General features: G+C 64.3%; 17 protein-coding genes and 1 pseudogene. 11 read left to right on the forward strand and 7 right to left on the reverse strand.

The genetic code is table 11. From position 1 onward, the window contains the following. The first annotated feature begins 61 nt into the window (after window positions 1–61). Entirely contained in the window at window positions 62–1,120 is a 1,059-nt protein-coding gene (locus ACEN9O_RS08695; RefSeq protein WP_495617172.1) for an extracellular catalytic domain type 2 short-chain-length polyhydroxyalkanoate depolymerase, read from the forward strand. Here ACEN9O_RS08695 and ACEN9O_RS08700 read toward each other — a convergent pair. The 4 genes from ACEN9O_RS08700 to ACEN9O_RS08715 form a co-directional block, all read right to left on the reverse strand. Further along, window positions 1,117–2,571, reverse strand: a complete 1,455-nt coding sequence (locus ACEN9O_RS08700) for an NAD-dependent succinate-semialdehyde dehydrogenase (protein WP_495617173.1) — start codon at window positions 2,569–2,571, stop codon at window positions 1,117–1,119. The two genes, ACEN9O_RS08695 and ACEN9O_RS08700, sit on opposite strands and share 4 nt — an antisense overlap. A gap of 12 nt (window positions 2,572–2,583) precedes the next feature. After that, a complete protein-coding gene (locus ACEN9O_RS08705; protein WP_495617174.1) occupies window positions 2,584–3,426 on the reverse strand; it encodes a polyphosphate kinase 2 family protein in 843 nt (280 codons plus the stop codon). Window positions 3,427–3,539: 113 nt separating this feature from the next. Further along, a complete protein-coding gene (locus tag ACEN9O_RS08710) occupies window positions 3,540–5,147 on the reverse strand; it encodes an NAD(P)-binding protein (protein WP_495617175.1) in 1,608 nt (535 codons plus the stop codon). After that, complete coding sequence (locus tag ACEN9O_RS08715; RefSeq protein ID WP_495617176.1) at window positions 5,147–6,658, reverse strand: polyamine aminopropyltransferase; 1,512 nt, start codon at window positions 6,656–6,658, stop codon at window positions 5,147–5,149. Before ACEN9O_RS08715 ends, ACEN9O_RS08710 begins: the two co-directional genes overlap by 1 nt. A gap of 65 nt (window positions 6,659–6,723) precedes the next feature. Here ACEN9O_RS08715 and ACEN9O_RS08720 point away from each other — a divergent pair, with 65 nt between their 5' ends. Genes ACEN9O_RS08720 through speD form a run of 5 tightly spaced genes read left to right on the forward strand, consistent with a single transcriptional unit; the run spans window position 6,724 to window position 10,216 of the window. Next, the gene (locus tag ACEN9O_RS08720) at window positions 6,724–7,110 is read left to right on the forward strand and encodes a DUF350 domain-containing protein (protein WP_495617177.1); all 387 of its coding nucleotides are present in this window, start codon (window positions 6,724–6,726) and stop codon (window positions 7,108–7,110) included. A gap of 15 nt (window positions 7,111–7,125) precedes the next feature. Then, on the forward strand, window positions 7,126–8,160 hold the full coding sequence (locus ACEN9O_RS08725; RefSeq protein ID WP_495617178.1) for an SPFH domain-containing protein: 1,035 nt from the start codon (window positions 7,126–7,128) through the stop codon (window positions 8,158–8,160). 9 nt (window positions 8,161–8,169) lie between these two features. Further along, window positions 8,170–9,639, forward strand: a complete 1,470-nt coding sequence (locus ACEN9O_RS08730) for a DUF4178 domain-containing protein (RefSeq protein WP_495617179.1) — start codon at window positions 8,170–8,172, stop codon at window positions 9,637–9,639. Continuing rightward, on the forward strand, window positions 9,636–9,818 hold the full coding sequence (locus ACEN9O_RS08735) for a hypothetical protein (RefSeq protein WP_495617180.1): 183 nt from the start codon (window positions 9,636–9,638) through the stop codon (window positions 9,816–9,818). Before ACEN9O_RS08730 ends, ACEN9O_RS08735 begins: the two co-directional genes overlap by 4 nt. Then, entirely contained in the window at window positions 9,815–10,216 is a 402-nt protein-coding gene (speD, locus tag ACEN9O_RS08740) for an adenosylmethionine decarboxylase (RefSeq protein ID WP_495617181.1), read from the forward strand. Before ACEN9O_RS08735 ends, speD begins: the two co-directional genes overlap by 4 nt. On the opposite strand, the gene ACEN9O_RS08745 is transcribed toward speD, so the two are convergent. Together ACEN9O_RS08745 and ACEN9O_RS08750 are read right to left on the reverse strand one after the other, a co-directional pair. Further along, on the reverse strand, window positions 10,209–10,679 hold the full coding sequence (locus tag ACEN9O_RS08745; RefSeq protein ID WP_495617182.1) for a hypothetical protein: 471 nt from the start codon (window positions 10,677–10,679) through the stop codon (window positions 10,209–10,211). The genes speD and ACEN9O_RS08745 overlap by 8 nt on opposite strands. A 94-nt stretch (window positions 10,680–10,773) precedes the next feature. Then, window positions 10,774–11,400 carry a glutathione S-transferase family protein gene (locus tag ACEN9O_RS08750; protein ID WP_495617183.1) on the reverse strand — a complete coding sequence of 209 codons (627 nt, stop codon included), beginning with the start codon at window positions 11,398–11,400 and terminating at the stop codon, window positions 10,774–10,776. A gap of 80 nt (window positions 11,401–11,480) precedes the next feature. Between ACEN9O_RS08750 and ACEN9O_RS08755 the strand changes: the two genes are divergently transcribed. Beyond that, complete coding sequence (locus ACEN9O_RS08755) at window positions 11,481–12,290, forward strand: AraC family transcriptional regulator (protein ID WP_495617184.1); 810 nt, start codon at window positions 11,481–11,483, stop codon at window positions 12,288–12,290. A 20-nt stretch (window positions 12,291–12,310) separates the two neighbouring features. Here the strand turns inward: ACEN9O_RS08755 and ACEN9O_RS08760 are convergent, their stop codons facing one another. Further along, on the reverse strand, window positions 12,311–12,775 hold the full coding sequence (locus tag ACEN9O_RS08760) for a MarR family winged helix-turn-helix transcriptional regulator (protein WP_495617185.1): 465 nt from the start codon (window positions 12,773–12,775) through the stop codon (window positions 12,311–12,313). Window positions 12,776–12,913: 138 nt separating this feature from the next. Between ACEN9O_RS08760 and ACEN9O_RS08765 the strand changes: the two genes are divergently transcribed. From ACEN9O_RS08765 to ACEN9O_RS08780, 4 genes and pseudogenes are all read left to right on the forward strand, one after another. Beyond that, window positions 12,914–13,906, forward strand: a complete 993-nt coding sequence (locus tag ACEN9O_RS08765) for an alpha/beta fold hydrolase (protein WP_495617186.1) — start codon at window positions 12,914–12,916, stop codon at window positions 13,904–13,906. A 33-nt stretch (window positions 13,907–13,939) separates the two neighbouring features. Next, window positions 13,940–14,755: an alpha/beta fold hydrolase gene (locus ACEN9O_RS08770; RefSeq protein WP_495617187.1), complete on the forward strand. Its 816-nt coding sequence runs from the start codon at window positions 13,940–13,942 to the stop codon at window positions 14,753–14,755. An 8-nt stretch (window positions 14,756–14,763) separates the two neighbouring features. Then, a pseudogene (locus tag ACEN9O_RS08775) lies at window positions 14,764–16,216 on the forward strand (aldehyde dehydrogenase family protein). Between the two features lie 498 nt (window positions 16,217–16,714). Continuing rightward, complete coding sequence (locus ACEN9O_RS08780) at window positions 16,715–16,945, forward strand: helix-turn-helix domain-containing protein (protein WP_495617188.1); 231 nt, start codon at window positions 16,715–16,717, stop codon at window positions 16,943–16,945. The last annotated feature ends 86 nt before the right edge of the window (window positions 16,946–17,031 follow it).

Raw genomic sequence — 17,031 nt, forward strand, 5'->3', positions numbered from 1 at the left:
GAAATTAAGCAAAATCGGCTCTACTGCCCCAGACTGGATGCCCTATCTGACGCGAGGAGCCATGATGAAGATGCTGTGTTTGCTATGGGCTTTGCTCGCCGGCGTCGCGGAGGCGCAGGTGGTGGCGCTGCCGAACATGAACACCACCCAGGTCACCGTCTCCGGCCTCTCGTCCGGCGCCTACATGGCGGTGCAGTTCGAGGTGGCCTTCTCGGAGACGGTGCGGGGCGCCGGCGTCATCGCCGGCGGGCCGTACTTCTGCTCGCAGGGCAACGTGTTCATCGCCACCACCAGTTGCAGCTGCACCAACGAGCTGTTCGCCTGCCAGGTGAGCCCCGGCGCCACCCGCATCAATGACCTGATCGCCTTCACCGACTGGTTCGCCAGTGCCGGCAGCATCGACCCGACCGCCGCCCTGGCCAACCACCATATCTGGATGCTGTCCGGCAGCGCCGATACCGTCGTGCCGCAGCCGGTGATGAACGACCTGTTCTTCTACTATCGCCACTACGTCGACGCCGACCACATTTCCTACACCCGCAACCTGTCGGCCGAGCATGCGATGCCGACCGACCAGTACGGCAACACCTGCAGCACGCTGGGCACGCCCTACATCAACAACTGCGGCTACGATGCTGCGGGCGAGCTGCTGCGCTGGATCTATGGCCCGCTCACGCCACGCAACAACGGCACGCTGGGCGGCCGCTTCATCGCCTTCGACCAGTCGGATTTCCTGCCGCTGCCGGGCTGGCACGGCATGGCCAGCACCGGCTACCTGTACGTGCCCAAGGCCTGCGACGGCAACAGCGGCGCGGGGTGCAAGCTGCACGTGGCCTTCCACGGCTGCCTGCAGGACCTGGACAATATCGGCACCACTTTTGTGGAGCACGCCGGCTACAACGCCTGGGCCGACAGCAACAAGATCGTGGTGTTGTATCCGCAAGCGTCGGCGATCTACCCGTACACCAATCCCAACGCGTGCTGGGATTGGTTTTCCTACGACGATCCGCGCTTTGCGCAGAAGTCCGGTCACCAGATGGCGGCCGTCAAGCGCATGGTCGACCGGCTGACCGGCGTGGCGCCGGCCACCGTGCTGGTGCGGCTAAGCGCGCCGGACTAGATGCCACCCAGGCAGATGTATTTCATCACCAGGTAGTCGTCGATGCCGTGGCGCGATCCCTCGCGCCCCAGGCCCGATTGCTTGACGCCGCCGAACGGTGCGATTTCATTCGAGATCAGGCCGGTGTTGACGCCGACCATGCCGCTCTCCAGTCCCTCGGCCACGCGCCAGATGCGGCCGATATCGCGCGAATAGAAGTAGCTGGCCAGGCCGAACTCGGTGTTGTTGGCCAGTTCCACGGCCTCCTCGTCGGTCGTGAAGCGGAACAACGGCGCCAGCGGGCCGAAGGTCTCCTCGCTGGCGACGATCATGTCGCTCGTGACGTCGGCGATCACAGTCGGCTGGAAGAAGCTGTGGCCCAGCGCGTGCCGCTTGCCGCCCGCCAGCAGACGGCCACCCTTGGCCAGCGCATCGGCCACGTGCTGTTCCACCTTCTGCACCGCCTTCTCGTCGATCAGCGGGCCTTGCGTGACGCCCTCCTCCGCGCCGTTGCCGACCTTGAGCTTGGCCACGGCGGCCACCAGTTTTTCAGCGAACTGGTCGTACACACCGTCCTGCACGTAGATGCGGTTGGCGCAGACGCAGGTCTGGCCAGCGTTGCGGTACTTGGAGGCCAGCGCGCCCTCCACCGCCGCATCGAGGTCGGCATCGTCGAACACGATGAACGGCGCGTTGCCGCCCAGTTCCAACGACAGCTTCTTGATGGTCTTCGCGCTCTGCTCCATCAGCAGACGGCCCACCGCCGTCGAGCCGGTGAAGGTCAGCTTGCGCACGGTGGGGTTGGAGGTCATTTCGGCGCCGATGTCCTTCGGCGTGCCGGTCACCACGCTGAACACGCCGGCCGGCACGCCTGCGCGCTCGGCCAATACCGCCAGCGCCAGCGCGCAATACGGGGTCGACTCGGCCGGCTTGAGCACCATCGGGCAACCGGCCGCCAGCGCCGGACCGGCCTTGCGGGTGATCATCGCGATCGGGAAGTTCCATGGCGTGACGGCGGCGCAGACGCCGATCGGTTCCCTGGTCACCACCAGGCGGCGGTCCGGCCACGGCGAGGCCAGCGTTTCGCCCGCCACGCGCTTGGCCTCCTCGCCGAACCATTCGATGAACGACGCGCCATACGCCACCTCGCCGCGCGACTCGGCCAGCGGCTTGCCCTGCTCCGCCGTCATCAGCTGCGCCAGGTCCTCGGTATTTTCCAGGATCAGGTCATTCCACTTGCGCAGGATGGCGGCGCGTTCCTTGGCGCTCTTCTTGCGCCAGGCCGGCCAGGCCGCGTTGGCGGCGGCGATGGCGCGGCGCGTCTCGGCAGTGCCCATCAGCGGCACGGTGCCGAGCTGCTCGCCGGTGGCGGGATTGGTGACGGCCAGCGTGGCGCCGTTGTCGGCGTCGCTCCACAGGCCATTGATATAGGCCTGCTGACGCAGCAGGCTGGGATCTTTAAGTTGCAGCATGGGTAAGCTCCTTTACTCCACGGTGAACGAGGATAAATCGGGATGCGGTTCGGGATAGGTCAGATCCATCGCTTCCAGCGTTTCCAGCAGCAGGCTGGCGACCACCAGGTTGCGATGGGTCTTGGAATTGGCAGGCACCACGTACCATGGCGCGTGCGGCGCGTTGGTCTCGCGGATGGCGCGTTCATAGGCGCGCTGGTAGTCGTCCCATTTACTGCGCTGGTCGATGTCGGCCGGGTTGAATTTCCACTGCTTGTCGGGATCGTCCAGCCGCTCCTGCAGGCGCTGGCGCTGTTCTTCCTTCGAGATGTGCAGGAACACCTTGACGATCACCGTGCCCGTCTCCGTCAGCATGCGTTCAAAATCGCGGATCTGCGCGTAGCGGCGCTTGCACTCGGCGCCGTCGATCATGCCCTGCACCTTGGTGATCAACACGTCTTCGTAGTGGCTGCGGTTGAAGATCGCGATCTCGCCCTTGACCGGCACCTGCTGGTGCACGCGCCACAGGTAATCGTGGGCCAGCTCGTTGTCGGTCGGATTCTTGAAGGCGGCGGCGCGCACGCCCATCGGGCTGATGCCGCTGAACATGGCACGTATCGTACCGTCCTTGCCGGCGGTATCCATACCCTGCAGGATCAGCAGCACCTTCCGATCGTGCTCGGCATACAGCTTGTCCTGCAAGGCGTCGATGCGGGCGATCAGCGCGGCGGTGCGCTTCAGGTCCAGCGCCTTGGCCTTGGACTTGCTCAGTTCCGGGTTGGCGGAGCGGCAGGAAAATGCCATGTCGTCTGCGTCGCTTTCGCGCAGCTTGAGTTTGGCGGAGGCGCCGAAGCGCTGGCGGGCGTCATGTGTCATGACACTAGCATAGCATTCCGACAAACTGAACGGCGCGCGCGGGAACCGTTTACCCCGCACTGCGGCGACAGGGGTCGGACCCCGTACGGGGTCCGACCCCGACCTTTGGGGGTTTAAGCCGCAAGTGTGGCGGCACGGCAGCCCCACCAGGCGGCCTCCTCGAACACCGAGAAGCCCGACAGGTCGGCATGCGCGAACAGAATGGGGCCATCCACCTCGCGCAGCGCCTTCATGCCGGCGTTGCTGCGGAAGTTGGGACCGGGCGAGGCCATCGCGTGGCCGCGCAGCGTGATGTCGACCCGCTCGACGCAGGAGGCGAACTGCGAGCCGTAGGCTTCCTTCAGGTCGGCGCTGGCCAGCGCCAGCAGCTCCTCCGGCGTGGCCGCCTCCAGCCAGCGGCGCGCGGCGGCTGGCTTGCGGTCCGACAGGGCGACGTAGGCGCTGAAGACGGTCTTCTCCGGCGGCCGCACGCGGATGTCCTGATGGGTGGAGACGACAAAGCCGAGTCCCGGCTCGCTGTACACCACGTTGTCCCACGACAGCGGCTGGCTGGGGCGCTCGTCCGGGAAACGCTTGAGCAGGAAGTTCGCCACCATCCACGGCGCGTACTGTGGAACGTGTTGGGCCGGGTCGAAGCCGTAGGCAGCGATGTTATCCACAACCCGCGCCGCCACATAGGTGGGCATCGCGCAGATGGCCTTGCGGGCGCGGACGGTGTAGGTGAACGGTTGACCGTTTTCCAGCCTGAAGCACAGCGCCTCGACGCCGTCCGCCGTGGTCTTCAGCGACACCACGGTGCCGGCCTTGCGCTGGATGGCGGCCGCGCGCTCGATGCCGGAAGCCAGCGGCTGCAAGCCTCCCGGCCAGGTGAGCCAGGCGCCGTTGCCGGCGTTGGCGGCCTGGCCCCAGCGGCTGCAATAGTAGTGCAGCCCGGCCCAGGCCGAGACCTGGTCGTAGCGCGTGCCGTAGTCGTCGCGGCAGCAGTAGTTCAGGTACCAGTGCAAGGTCGGCGACTTGTAGCCGTTCTGCTCCAGCCACTGCTTGAGCGTGATGCGGTCCAGCGCCTGCCACTGCGGGTCTTCCGACGACAGCACGGTCGGGAACACGAAGATGCGGCGGCCGTCCGCGCCATGCGTCTGACGCAGCCGCGTTACCTCGGCGAAGAAACGCGTGTGTTCGTCGCGCTCCCATTGCGGCACGCCGCCGGTTGGAATGAAGCCGTCCTGCCAGCGGCCGTTGAACAACAACCGCTCCTCCGGCCCGTGCAGGATGAAGCGCTCGTCGTAGTAGGGCTTCTCCGCCATCGGATCTTTTTGAATGATGCCCAGGTCGGCCAGGATCTCGCGCACGTGCACCGATTCCGGCGACGGCAGCGGCAGGTAGTGCGCGCCGGTCGGGTATTCAAGGTCGCCGAAGGCACCGCCGGCGGCGTTGCCGTGCGGCTGCGGGCCGTCGATCATCAGCACGTCGGTCTTGCCGAGTTTTTTCAGCTTCCACGCGGCGGTCAGGCCGGCCATGCCGGAGCCGAGGATGGCGATGTCGGTGCGGATAACTTCCGACGGCGGCGGCAAGGCGCGGCGGTCGCGCAGGAAGTGGCCCTCGGCGCGGCCCGGATAATGGACCGCTGGCGTGATCTCCTGCCAGCGGTGAAATCCTGCCACGCTGCCCGCCGCCACCACGCCGCTGGCGCCGGCCCATACGAGGAAGGAGCGGCGCAGCATCAGCGTATCACCCTGCGCCAGTCCTGCTCGAACTCGTGCACCAGCGACTGCGTGTTGAGACGGTTGGGCTCCATCGGCAGCGCCGTCATATCCGGCGGGAAGATGAACATCTCGCGCGTGGTGTCGGCGTTCAGGTAGCGCATCGGCAGGCGGTATTCGGTGGGCGGCTTGTAGTCCGCCTGCGGCGTGGCGAGAATGAAGCCCCACTCGCCGAACGACGGCACGTAGGCGTGATACGGATAGGTCTTCAGGCCCACTTCGCGCAGCGTCGCGTCGATGGTCCAGTAGGCGTGCGGCGCAAAGAACGGCGACGTCGATTGCACCACCATCAAGCCGTTGGCCGACAGGTGCTTCTTCACCATGCCGTAGAACGGCACCGAGTACAGCTTGCCCAGCGCGAAGCTGGACGGATCGGGGAAATCGACGACGACGGCGTCGAACATATCGTCGCTATGCTGCAGCCAGATGGCCGCGTCGGCATTGATGACGTGCACCCGCTTGTCGCTGAAGGAGCCGTGATTGAGCTTGACCAGTTCCTCGCGCCTGGTGAAGGCGCCGGTCATGGCGGGATCGAGGTCGACCAGCGTGACCTGCTCGATATTCGGATAGCGCAGGATCTCGCGCAGCGCCAGGCCGTCGCCGCCGCCCAGCACCAGCACGCGCCGCGCCCAGGGCAGCGGTTGCAGCACCGGATGTACCAGCGCTTCGTGATAGCGGTACTCGTCGCGCGAGGAGAATTGCAGGTTGCCGTTGATGTACAGGCGCAGGTCGTCCTTCCAGCGCGTGATCACCAGCCGCTGGTAGGGCGTGGTGGTGGCGTAGACGATTTCGTCGCCGAACAGGCCATGCTCGCCCCAGTAGGTCATCTTGTCGGCGAAGGCGAAGCCGAACAACAACACGCACATCACGCTGGCGGCGCGCAACATGCGGCCGGTGACGTTTTTCAGCTCTGTGCGAAACGCGGTAATTGTCCACAGGGCGACGCCCACGTTCAGCATGCCGAACAAGAAGCCGGTGCGCACCAGCCCCAGATACGGCGCCAGCACCAGCGGGAACAGCAGCGACACGGCCAGCGCGCCCAGGTAGTCGAAGGTCAGCACGCGGCTGACCAGTTCATTGAATTCGGTCTTGCGCTCGTTCAGGGCGCGCATCACCAGCGGCACTTCCATGCCGACGAAGGCGCCGATCAGGAACACCATCACGTACAGCAGCGTGCGGAACGGCGCCGCCATCCACGAGAAGGTCAGGAACAGCACCGCCGCCGACAAGCCGCCCACCAGGCCGACCGCCAGTTCGATATCCACAAAACGCGACAGCACGTCCTCGTCCCTGACATATTTGGAAAAGTGCGCGCCCACGCCCATGGCGAACAGGTAGCAGCCGATGATGGTGGAGAATTGCAGGATGGAGTCGCCCAGCAGGTAGCTGGACAAGGCGCCGGCGATCAATTCATAGGCCAGGCCACAGGATGCGACGACGAAGACGGACAGGATGAGAATCTTTTTGGTCATTTAGCTATTTTTGCACTAATATGTTTGGGCGTTAGCAAGTCAACCACTTTAACCCAAGGTGCGCCGTGCCCGCCATCCTAAACTACCTGATTCACCTTTTGCTGGCCGCCGTGCTGCTGGCGGTATTTTTCAAAGCCTACACGTGGATGACACCTTTCGACGAGGTGCTGCTGATACGACAGGGGAATTTCGCCGCGGCGCTATCGCTGGGCGGGGCCTTGATAGGTTTTTCCGTCACCATCGCCTCGGCGCTGGTGCATACTGCCGATTATCGCGAGTTCTCCGCCTGGGCGCTCGGCGCGATGGTGGTGCAGATGCTGGCGTATGCCATCACCACGCGTGTGCTGAACATGGCGAAGGACCAGATCGAGGGCAACAACGCGGCCTTCGGCGGCCTGCTGGGCGCCATCTCCATTTCCATCGGCGCCATCAACGGCGCCTGCATTTCCTAATTAGCGAGGACCATCATGGGCTTAGGCAGCTTTATCAAGAAGCAGTTTATCGACGTACTGCAGTGGAACGAGGAAGTCGACGGCGTTCTGGCGTGGCGTTATCCGATGCAGGACCAGGAGATCCAGAACGGCGGCGTGCTGGTGGTGCGCGAATCGCAGATGGCGGTGTTCGTCAACGAGGGCCAGGTCGCCGACGTGTTCGGCCCCGGCACCCACAAGCTGACCACGCAAACCCTGCCGCTGCTGACCAACCTGAAAAACTGGGACAAGCTGTTCGATTCGCCGTTCAAGTCGGATGTCTATTATTTCAGCACCCGCGTGCAGACCGGCCGCAAATGGGGCACGCAGCAGCCGATCACCATCCGCGACAAGGACTTCGACATGGTGCGCGTGCGCGCCTTCGGCATGTACTCGTACCGCGTGGCCGATCCGCGCCTGTTCTTCAAGGAGATCAGCGGCACCCGCGCGGCCTACACCCGCGACGAGGTGGAAGACCAGCTGCGCGGCATCCTGATGGCCACCATGGCCAGCTCGCTGGGCAGCGCACAGGTTCCCTTCCTCGACATGGCGGCCAACCAGGCGCTGATGGCGCAGCAGGTCAAGGGCGACCTGGCCACGGCGTTCGGCCGCTACGGCATCGGCCTCGATGAATTCAACGTCGCCAGCGTCAGCCTGCCGGAGGAACTGCAGGCCGCGCTGGACGAGCGCATCTCCGCCGGCATGAAGGGCGGCATGAGCGCCGACAAGATGGCCGGCTTCACCAAGTACCAGGTGGCCAGCGCGATTCCGCTGGCGGCGCAGAACGAGGGCGGCATGGCCGGCATCGGCGTCGGCCTGGGCGCGGGCGTGCAGCTGGGCCAGGCGATGGGTCAGGCGCTCGGCTCGACGCTGGCGCCGCAAGCTGCTCCCGCTCCCGCTGCCGCAGCACCGGCCGAGGACTCGATCGAGGCGCGGCTGGAAAAACTCAAAGGTCTGCTCGACAAGGGCTTGATCACGGCTACCGACTACGACAGCACCAAGGCCGAACTGCTGAAAAAACTGCTCGGTTAAGCGCACTACATGCAAATCGTCTCCTGTCCCAGCTGCGGCGCGGAAGTCAAATTCCGCTCGCATGCCTCGGTTATGGCTGTCTGCGAGTATTGCAGCACCAGCGTGCTCAAAGACGCCGACTCGGTCAAGGACCTGGGCAAGATGTCGTCCGTGCTGGAGGACTATTCGCCGATCCAGATCGGCACCTCCGGGGTGCTGGGCAAGCGCCCGTTCACGGTGGTCGGCCGCATCCAGCTGCGCTATTCGGCCGGCATGTGGAACGAGTGGTATCTGCTGTTCGACGACGGCGTCACCTCGTGGCTGGGCGATTCGTCCGGCATGTACACCGTCACCGCGCAGTACAAGGGCGAAGGCGAGCTGCCGGCCTTCGAGCAGCTGCAGCCGGGCCGCACCTATCCGATCAACGGCGCGCCCTACATCGCCGCCGAAATCCGCACCGCCGATTGCATCGGCGGCCAGGGCGAGCTGCCGTTCAAGGTCGGCGAAGGTTACCAGGCCAAGGTAGCGGACTTCCGCCGTGGCGGCGAGTTCATCACGCTCGATTATTCGGATTCGCCGCGCCCCGTGGTCTACACCGGCCTGTCCGTCACGCTGGAGAGCATGCAATGCCAGCTGCTGCGCGACGACGACACCATCCAGCGCGCGGCCGGCCGTTATCGCGGCAAGCTCGATGCGCTCGATTGCCCGTCCTGCGGCAGCGCGATCAAATACATCCCCGGCGTGACGACGACGCTGGTGTGCCCGGCCTGCCACGCGCAGATCGACGCCGCTAGCCCGAAGGCCGAAGTGCTGGCCGCCGGCGAGCGCGTGGCCGCCGTGCCGATGACGATAGAACTGGGCGCGACCGCCCGCATCAACAACCAGGACTTCACCATCATCGGCATGATGCGCCGCGCCGACGACGAGGGCACGCAGTGGAACGAGTACCTGATGTACGGCACCCGCGCCGGCTTCTCGTGGCTGGTGGAGACGGACGAAGGCTGGTCCGGTGCCAACGTGATGGCCGAGTGGCCGGCGTGGTACACGCCCGGCGCGCCGACGGTGACTGTGGATAAGTCGCAGTTTTCCCGCCTCTACGATTACGGTTCGGTGGTGACCTTTGCCGCCGGCGCCTTCAACTGGCGGGTGGCGGCGGGCGACCGCACGCGGGTGGAGGAATTCTCCGCCGGCCAGATCCGGCTGGCGTCCGAAACCACGGACCAGGAGATGACGTGGTCGCGCTCCTCGCCGGTACCGGCCGACCAGCTCAAGGCCTGGTTCGGCGACAAGTTCAAGGGCCGCGTGGGCGCGCCTGCGGGGGCCAAGGGTGGCGGTAACCGCCGCTACCGCGACATGGCCAAGTACATCATCTGGTTCATGCTGGCGATTAATGCGATCCCGTTGCTGATGAATTTCTCCGGCACCTGGTTCCTCAGCCTGGTCGGCGCGGCGGCCATCTACCTGCCCGCCTGGTTTATGGATAACGAGGACAAGTCATGAGCAAATTCTTCATCTACGCGATCATCGTTTCCGTGGTCACCTCGGGCAGCAGCTGGATGCGCGCCATGAGCGGCGGCAGCAACTACGGCAGCAGCTACCGGGGCAGCACCTGGAGCTCGAACACCGGCGGTGGCGGCGGCAGTTACGGCGGCGGCTCCGGCGGCGGAGGCCACAAGTGAAACGCGAAGCGCTCCCGCAGCCGGCGGCCGTGCAGGTGGTGCACCAGCCGGCCGGCACGCATGTGCTGGCGGACCTGAGCGGCATCGCTGCTGAAAAACTGGGCAATTGCGCCGGGCTGGAAGCGCTGCTGCGCTCAGCCGCCGAGGCCGCGCACGCGCGCGTGCTGTTCAGCCATTTTCACGGTTTCGGCGAGGGTTTGGGCGTGACCGGCGTGGTGCTGCTGGCGGAATCGCACATCTCGATCCACACCTGGCCCGAATGCGGCTTTGCCGCAGCCGACATCTTCATGTGCGGCAGCGCGCAGCCTGAGTTAGCGCTCGCCATCATCGAAGCGGCCTTGCAGCCGGCTTCCAGCCGCATCAACACGGTGCGGCGGGCGCCGCCCGCGCTCAGTTGACCCTGGCCGCGCTCTGGGTCGGCGACATCAGCTTGAGCGGCACATCCTCCACCGGCAGGCCGGCCGTCGTGGCGGGCGCGACCAGTTGTCGCACGGTGACCACAATGTTCGACGGGTAGTTGAAGCCGGCGCCGGTGTTGCGGTCGACGACGTAGCCGATGACGCCACCCGCCAGGATATTGCCCCACACCGCGCCGTTGGCCTTGGATACCGCCGCCGCGTTGCCGAAGTAGGCGTCCTTTTTGCAGTCGATCGCCAGGTCGCCGGTGCTCTTGTGGACCACCACGCTTGCCGGGCTGGTCAGGAACCAGCTGCCGGCGTCGTTGCTCAGGGTGCAGCCCAGGCCGGCGATTTCCTTGCTCTCGAAAACCGTTGTCACGGATACCGGCTGCATCTTTTCGCCTATCACCGACGCGCAACCGGTCATTGCCAGGATGCCCGTCAAAGCGAGTATGCTCTTCATGTATTTCCCCTCGTGGACCAAGTGTCCGGCAAATTATCACTCAGGAAATAGAAGATGACAATATGCAATTCTCGAGGGTGTGCACTTTGAAGCGCTAAGCGGCTTGGGCGGCGGCCAGTTCGCCGTCCTTGGCGTTGGCTGCGGCAAAAGCCGGACGGCTGGTGACGCGGGCCACGTACTGCTCGATCACGGGCAGCTTGGGCAAGAGCTCGTAGGCGCCCATCCAGCCCATCGCCGAGGCCCACAGCACGTCCAGCGCGCTGAACTGCTCGCCCAGCAGGTACGGGCCCTTGGACAGCTGTTCGACCAGCGTGTTGAACATGGTGTCGAAGTCGCCGTAGTGGCAGGATGTCTTGTCGGCCGGCTTGTTTTTCATCCACTTGTCGACGATGGCCGGCTCGAAGCAGCTGCCGTAGAAAGCCATCCAGCGCAGGTAGGGTCCGCGCAACGGATCGCCCAGCGGCGGCGCCAGTTTGGCGTCCGGGAACAGGTCGGCCAGGTACAGGTAGATCGCCACCTGTTCGGTGATGACGGCGTCGCCGTGGCGGATCGCCGGCACCTTGCCCATCGGGTTGACGGCCAGGTAGGCAGGCTCGCGGTTCTCGCCCTTCTTCATGTTCATCACATGCAGGTCGTAGGGCGCGTGCAACTCTTCCAGCAAGGTCATGACGCCGGTGGAACGGGAATACGGGCAATGGTACAAAGTCAGCAGTGGTGCCATGGTAAGTCTCCTGTCGATGGTGAAGAAACGCCACGATAACTCTTGCTATGATGGTGGTCTTGTAAAAACGCGAACACTGTATGCAAACCGTGACGAGCCGGCCCAAGGGCGTGGTCAATCCTGCTGCGGCGGAAAAAATCTTCCGGCTGGAACGCTACCTGCCGGCGCCGGACCTGGCGCCTTTCATCGAGCACTTCTGGCTGGTGGCGTGGCAGTTGCCGGACGGCGTAGTCCACGTGCAGCGCACCCTGCCCTCGCCCTGCATCCACCTGGTGTTCGACGCCGGCCGCACGGCGGTGTTCGGTGTGATGACCGGGGCCTTCGAGTACACGCTCAAGGGCAGCGGCCGCATCCTCGGCGTGCGCTTTTTGCCGGGCGCCTTCCGCAGCTTCCTGAAGCAGCCGGTGCAGTCGGTGACGGATCGCGTATTGCCGCTGTCGGCGCTGTTCGATTGCGACGACGCGGAGGCGGAGCGCAGCGTGCTGACGGCGGCCGACGATGCCGGCATGGTGGAGGCGGCCAGCGCCATCCTGCGCCGCGCCCTGCCCGCGCCCGATCCGCAGACCGCGCGCATCGCGCAGATTCTGGACGCGATCCAACACCATCCCGATATCACGCAAGTGCAGCAGCTGGCGGATCACACCGGCATCAGCGTGCGCCGCCTGCAGATCCTGTTCAAGGAATATGTGGGCGCCACGCCGAAATGGGTGATACGCCGCAACCGCCTGCTGGACGCGGCCGACCAGCTGTCGAATGGCAGCGAGATCGACCTGGCCTCGCTGGCGCTGGCGTTGGGCTATTACGACCAGGCCCACTTCACCAGCGACTTTGAAAAACTGGTCGGCAAGCCGCCGGCCGATTACCGCCGCAGTTGCAAGCGGCAAGCTTGAGCGCACATGGCGGATCAGGACTACGACGGGTCGGCCGCATCCATCAGGTTGGTCCGTAAATTGACCACTGCCTTCTGCAAAGCCTTGAATTCATCAGGCGCCAGGCCTGCCGCCTTGGCCGTGATTTCCCGGTAATCAAACGCTTTTTCACGCAGCGCGCGCCCGGCGTCGGTCAGCGACACGCGCACACTGCGCTCGTCTTCCGTGTCGCGCTCGCGGCGCACATAGCCCATGGCTTCCAGACGCTTGAGCATTGGCGTCATCGTGCTCGGTTCCAGGAACAGCTTTTCACTGAGTCCCTTGACCGTCTGCCGGTCTTCTTCCCACAAGCAAATGATGGTGACGTACTGCGTGTAAGTCAGGCCGAGCTGCTCCAGCACGGGCTTGTAGACGCGTGAGTAGGCAAGGTTGGTCGAGTAGATCGCGAAGCACATGAAATCACCCAGTTTCGCGACGTTCTTGCGGGCATTGTCATCGTTGCTCATTTGAACTCCAAAAATTTATTTATCGAGATAATCATTATCGTACTTGAAAAGTCCAAACCACTGGTATATATTTACGTTCATAATGATTATCGCGATAAGTAAATTGCTTCAAACCTTCCACCAACCCAGGAGTGAACCATGAACAACGTCCGCACCCGCATCCTCGCAGTCGCCGCCGCAGCCGCCATCACCGCACAATTCTCCCTGCCAGCCATGGCACAAGAGCATCAGCAGCCCTTTGCAGCGATCAAGCAAGTCAACGCCGGCGTGCTGAACGTTGGCTACGTGGATGAGGGTCCGGCCAACGGCCCTGTTGTGATCCTGCTGCACGGCTGGCCTTACGACATCCACAGCTATGTCGACGTGGTGCCCCTGCTGACCAAAGCCGGCTACCGCGTGATCGTGCCGCACCTGCGCGGCTACGGCACCACCCGCTTCCTCGACGCCAACGCGGTCCGCAACGGCGAGCCGGCCGCACTAGCCGCCGACGTGGTGGCGCTGATGGATGCGCTGAAGATCGACAAGGCCGTCCTGGCCGGTTATGACTGGGGTGCGCGCACCGCCGACATCGTGGCGGCGCTGTGGCCGCAGCGGGTCAAGGGACTGGTCTCGGTGAGCGGCTACCTGATCGGCAGCCAGGAAGCAGGCAAGCAACCGCTGCCACCAAGCGCCGAACTGCAATGGTGGTACCAGTTTTACTTCGCCACCGAGCGCGGCCAGGCCGGCTATGAAAAGAACCGCCACGATTTCGCCAAGCTGATCTGGCAAACCGCTTCGCCGCAATGGCACTTCGACAATGCCCTGTTCGACCGCAGCGCCGCATCCCTGGACAATCCGGACCACGTCGCCATCACCGTGCATAACTACCGCTGGCGGCTCGGCCTCGCCTCGGGCGAAGCGCAGTACGCCGGCCTGGAAGCACGCCTCGCGCAATTGCCCGCCATCACAGTGCCCACCATCACGATGGAAGGCGACGCCAACGGCGCGCCGCACCCAGAACCGGCAGCGTATGCGAAGCGCTTTACCGGCAAGTACAAGTATGAACTCATCTCGGGCGGCGTCGGCCACAACCTGCCGCAAGAAGCGCCGCGCGCTTTTGCCAATGCCGTGATCGAAGTCGATCACCTGTAATCCGCCATCACACCACCAATCAAAAGGAAAATCATGAAAGCCACCAAACTGCTGTCCGCCATCACCCTCGCCGCCGGCGCTGTATTCGCCACCACACTGCCAACGGCACATGCCGAAGGCGCCATCACTGCGGTACAGGGCTCGCCAGCCAAACCCACCATCGTTTTCGTGCACGGCGCCTTCGCCGATTCCAGCAGCTGGGATGGCGTGGTGAAGAAGCTCGCCGGCAAGGGTTATCCCATCCTGAGCGTGGCCAATCCGCTGCGCGGCATCGGCGCGGATGCAAGCTACGCCGCCAGCGCGATCCATGCGGTCAAGGGACCGGTGGTGCTGGTCGGCCACTCTTACGGCGGCATGGTGATTTCCAAGGCGGCGGAGGGTAATCCGGAGGTGAAGGCATTGGTGTATGTGGCGGCCTTCGCGCCCGAGCAAGGTGAAACCGTCGCTGGCCTGGCCAACAAGTTCCCGGGCAGCACGCTGGGCCAGGCGTTGGCCGATCCGGTCGCGCTGGACGACGGCAAGGACCTGTACATCCGCCAGGACAAATTCCACGACCAGTTCGCGGCCGATGTCCCGGCGGCCCAAGCGACCCTGATGGCGGCCGGCCAGCGTCCCATTGCCGTGGCCGCGCTGGACGAACCGGCGACCGGCACGGCCTGGAAGCAGTTGCCATCATATTTCGTGTACGGCGGCGCCGACCGCAACATTCCGCCGCAAGCCTTCCGCTTCATGGCCAAACGCGCGGGCGCGAAAGATGTCGTTGAAATCAAAGGGGCGTCGCACGTGGTGATGGTGTCGCATCCGGATGCGGTGGCAAAGCTGATCGAAGAAGCCGCTGCGGCGCAATGAGGCCTGCCATGAACAATCAGCCAACCCCGGCGTGGAAAATCGACCACGCCTATATCGACGGCGCCTTCGTGCTCCTGCAGGGTGACCGTGTGGTGGAAAGCGTGAACCCGGCCACCGGGCAAACCATCGGCACCGCCACCCTGGCCAGCCGCGAGGACGCGCGGCGCGCCATCACCGCGGCCAAGCGGGCGCAGGACGGGTTGCGGCACGCCAGCAAGGACGAGCGCATCGCCATGCTGCGGCGCCTGCAAGCCGCCGTGCTGGCGCACACCGACCGCATCCGTGATGTCACGATCGAAGAATATGGCGGCCCCGTGGCGCGTGCCCAGTGGATCAGTCAGTATGCGTCGCAGTGCTTTGCCAACACAGCCGATGCGCTGGCCCGGCATGAACCGGTCCGGCGCATCGGCGAGGCGGCCGTGCTGATGCAGCCGGTCGGCGTGGCCGCGCTGATCGCGCCGTGGAACAGCGCAGCCGGTTCCATCTGCAGCAAACTCGCGTCAGCACTCGCGGCCGGGTGCGCCTCCGTGATCAAGCCCAGCGAACTGGGCCCGATCCAGGCGCAGGTGGTGGCCGAAGCGCTGCACGAAGCGGACCTGCCGCCCGGTGTCTTCAACATTCTCCTCGGCCAGGGTAGCGACGTGGGTGACGAGCTCAGCAGGCATCCCGACATCGCCAAGATTTCATTTACCGGATCGACCGCCACCGGCAAGCTGATCGCGCGCGCCGGCATCGAAACCATGAAGCGGGTCAGCCTGGCGCTGACCGGCAAGTCCGCCTCGATCCTGCTCGACGACGCCGACCTGGCGAACGCGTTACCGCTGGCGGTCAACGCGGCATTCATGAACAACGGCCAGGCCTGCGTCGCGGGCAGCCGCCTGCTGGTGCCGCGCGCCCGCATGGACGAGATCAGCGAGCGCCTGCGCGCCATCGTGGCGGGCATGCGCGTCGGCGATCCGCGCGATCCGGATACGGACATCGGGCCGCTTGCCAGCCGTGCCCAGTATGAGCGCGTGCAGCATTACATCCGGCGCGGCCTTGAGCAAGGCGCCACGCTGATCGCCGGTGGCGAAGGCAAGCCGGCGGCTTTGGATGCGGGCCTGGAGCTGGGATTCTTTGTCAGGCCAACCGTGTTCGTCAATGTGCGCAACGACATGGACATCGCGCGGGAAGAGATTTTCGGACCGGTACTGTCCGTGATCGGCTACGGCGACGAGGAAGAAGCGATTCGTATCGCCAACGACTCCGATTACGGCTTGCAGGCCTATGTGTTCACGTCGCAGACGCAGCGCGCGCTGCGGATCGCCGAACGACTGGAGGCCGGCACAGTTGCTGATCAACCGCATCGTGCCCGAACTGCTGGCGCCATTTGGCGGCGTCAAGCAATCGGGGATCGGCAGGGAGTTCGGCGTGTTCGGGCTGGAAGCGTTCCTGGAACCTAAAACCATTGTAGAGGGCTGAATTCGGGGACTGAGCAAAACATAGCCTGCCAGCGAACTCACGAAGAGCTACGGCCTTTGACGCTACGCCAAATCGACTATACTTCCTGAAGGTACAGTCGTTTCATGTACACCGTCATTGAAACGCCGCTGTTCCAAAGCCGCTGGCCTCTCTATTGGAGCGAGGACGAACGGGGGGCCTTTGCGGCATACATCTCCACGCATCCGTCGGCTGGTGACGTGATTCCGGGAACGGGAGGTGTTCGCAAGGTCCGTTGGCGGCGTGCAGGATCAGGAAAATCAGCTGGAGTGAGAGTAATTTACTTTACCCGTAACTCCGCAAATGAGATTGTTTTGTTGACGCTATACGCCAAGGCAGATACTGCATCTCTGTCCAGCGCAGCATTAAGGGAAATTCGCCGTGTCTACGAATAGCAAATTACCTCTCAGCGATGAAGAGCTCGTAGCCTTTGAGGCTACCCGGGACTTGGCTGCTGAGTTACTGCAAGCCGGCGAGCAAATGCGAGCGGGACTTGGACGCGTGGTCTATTCCCCCTTGATCGCCGCACGACAAAATACCGGCCTGACACCGGAGCAGTTCGCGGCCTTGTTCGGCATTTCCGTCAACACCCTGGAAAGCTGGGAGCAAGACCGCAATCCGCCGGTCGGTGCGGTACGGACCCTGATCGCCATCGCCCTCCGCCACCCCGAAGCGCTGATCGCCATCGCCAACCAGCCTCAGGAAGTATGAAGACAATTGACGGCACCATCATCCAGTGCGACACTGTGCGCCTTACCCAAACCACAGGAGACCATAAAATGCGCCAAGTAGATACT

The sequence above is a fragment of the Duganella sp. Dugasp78 genome (assembly GCF_059491455.1).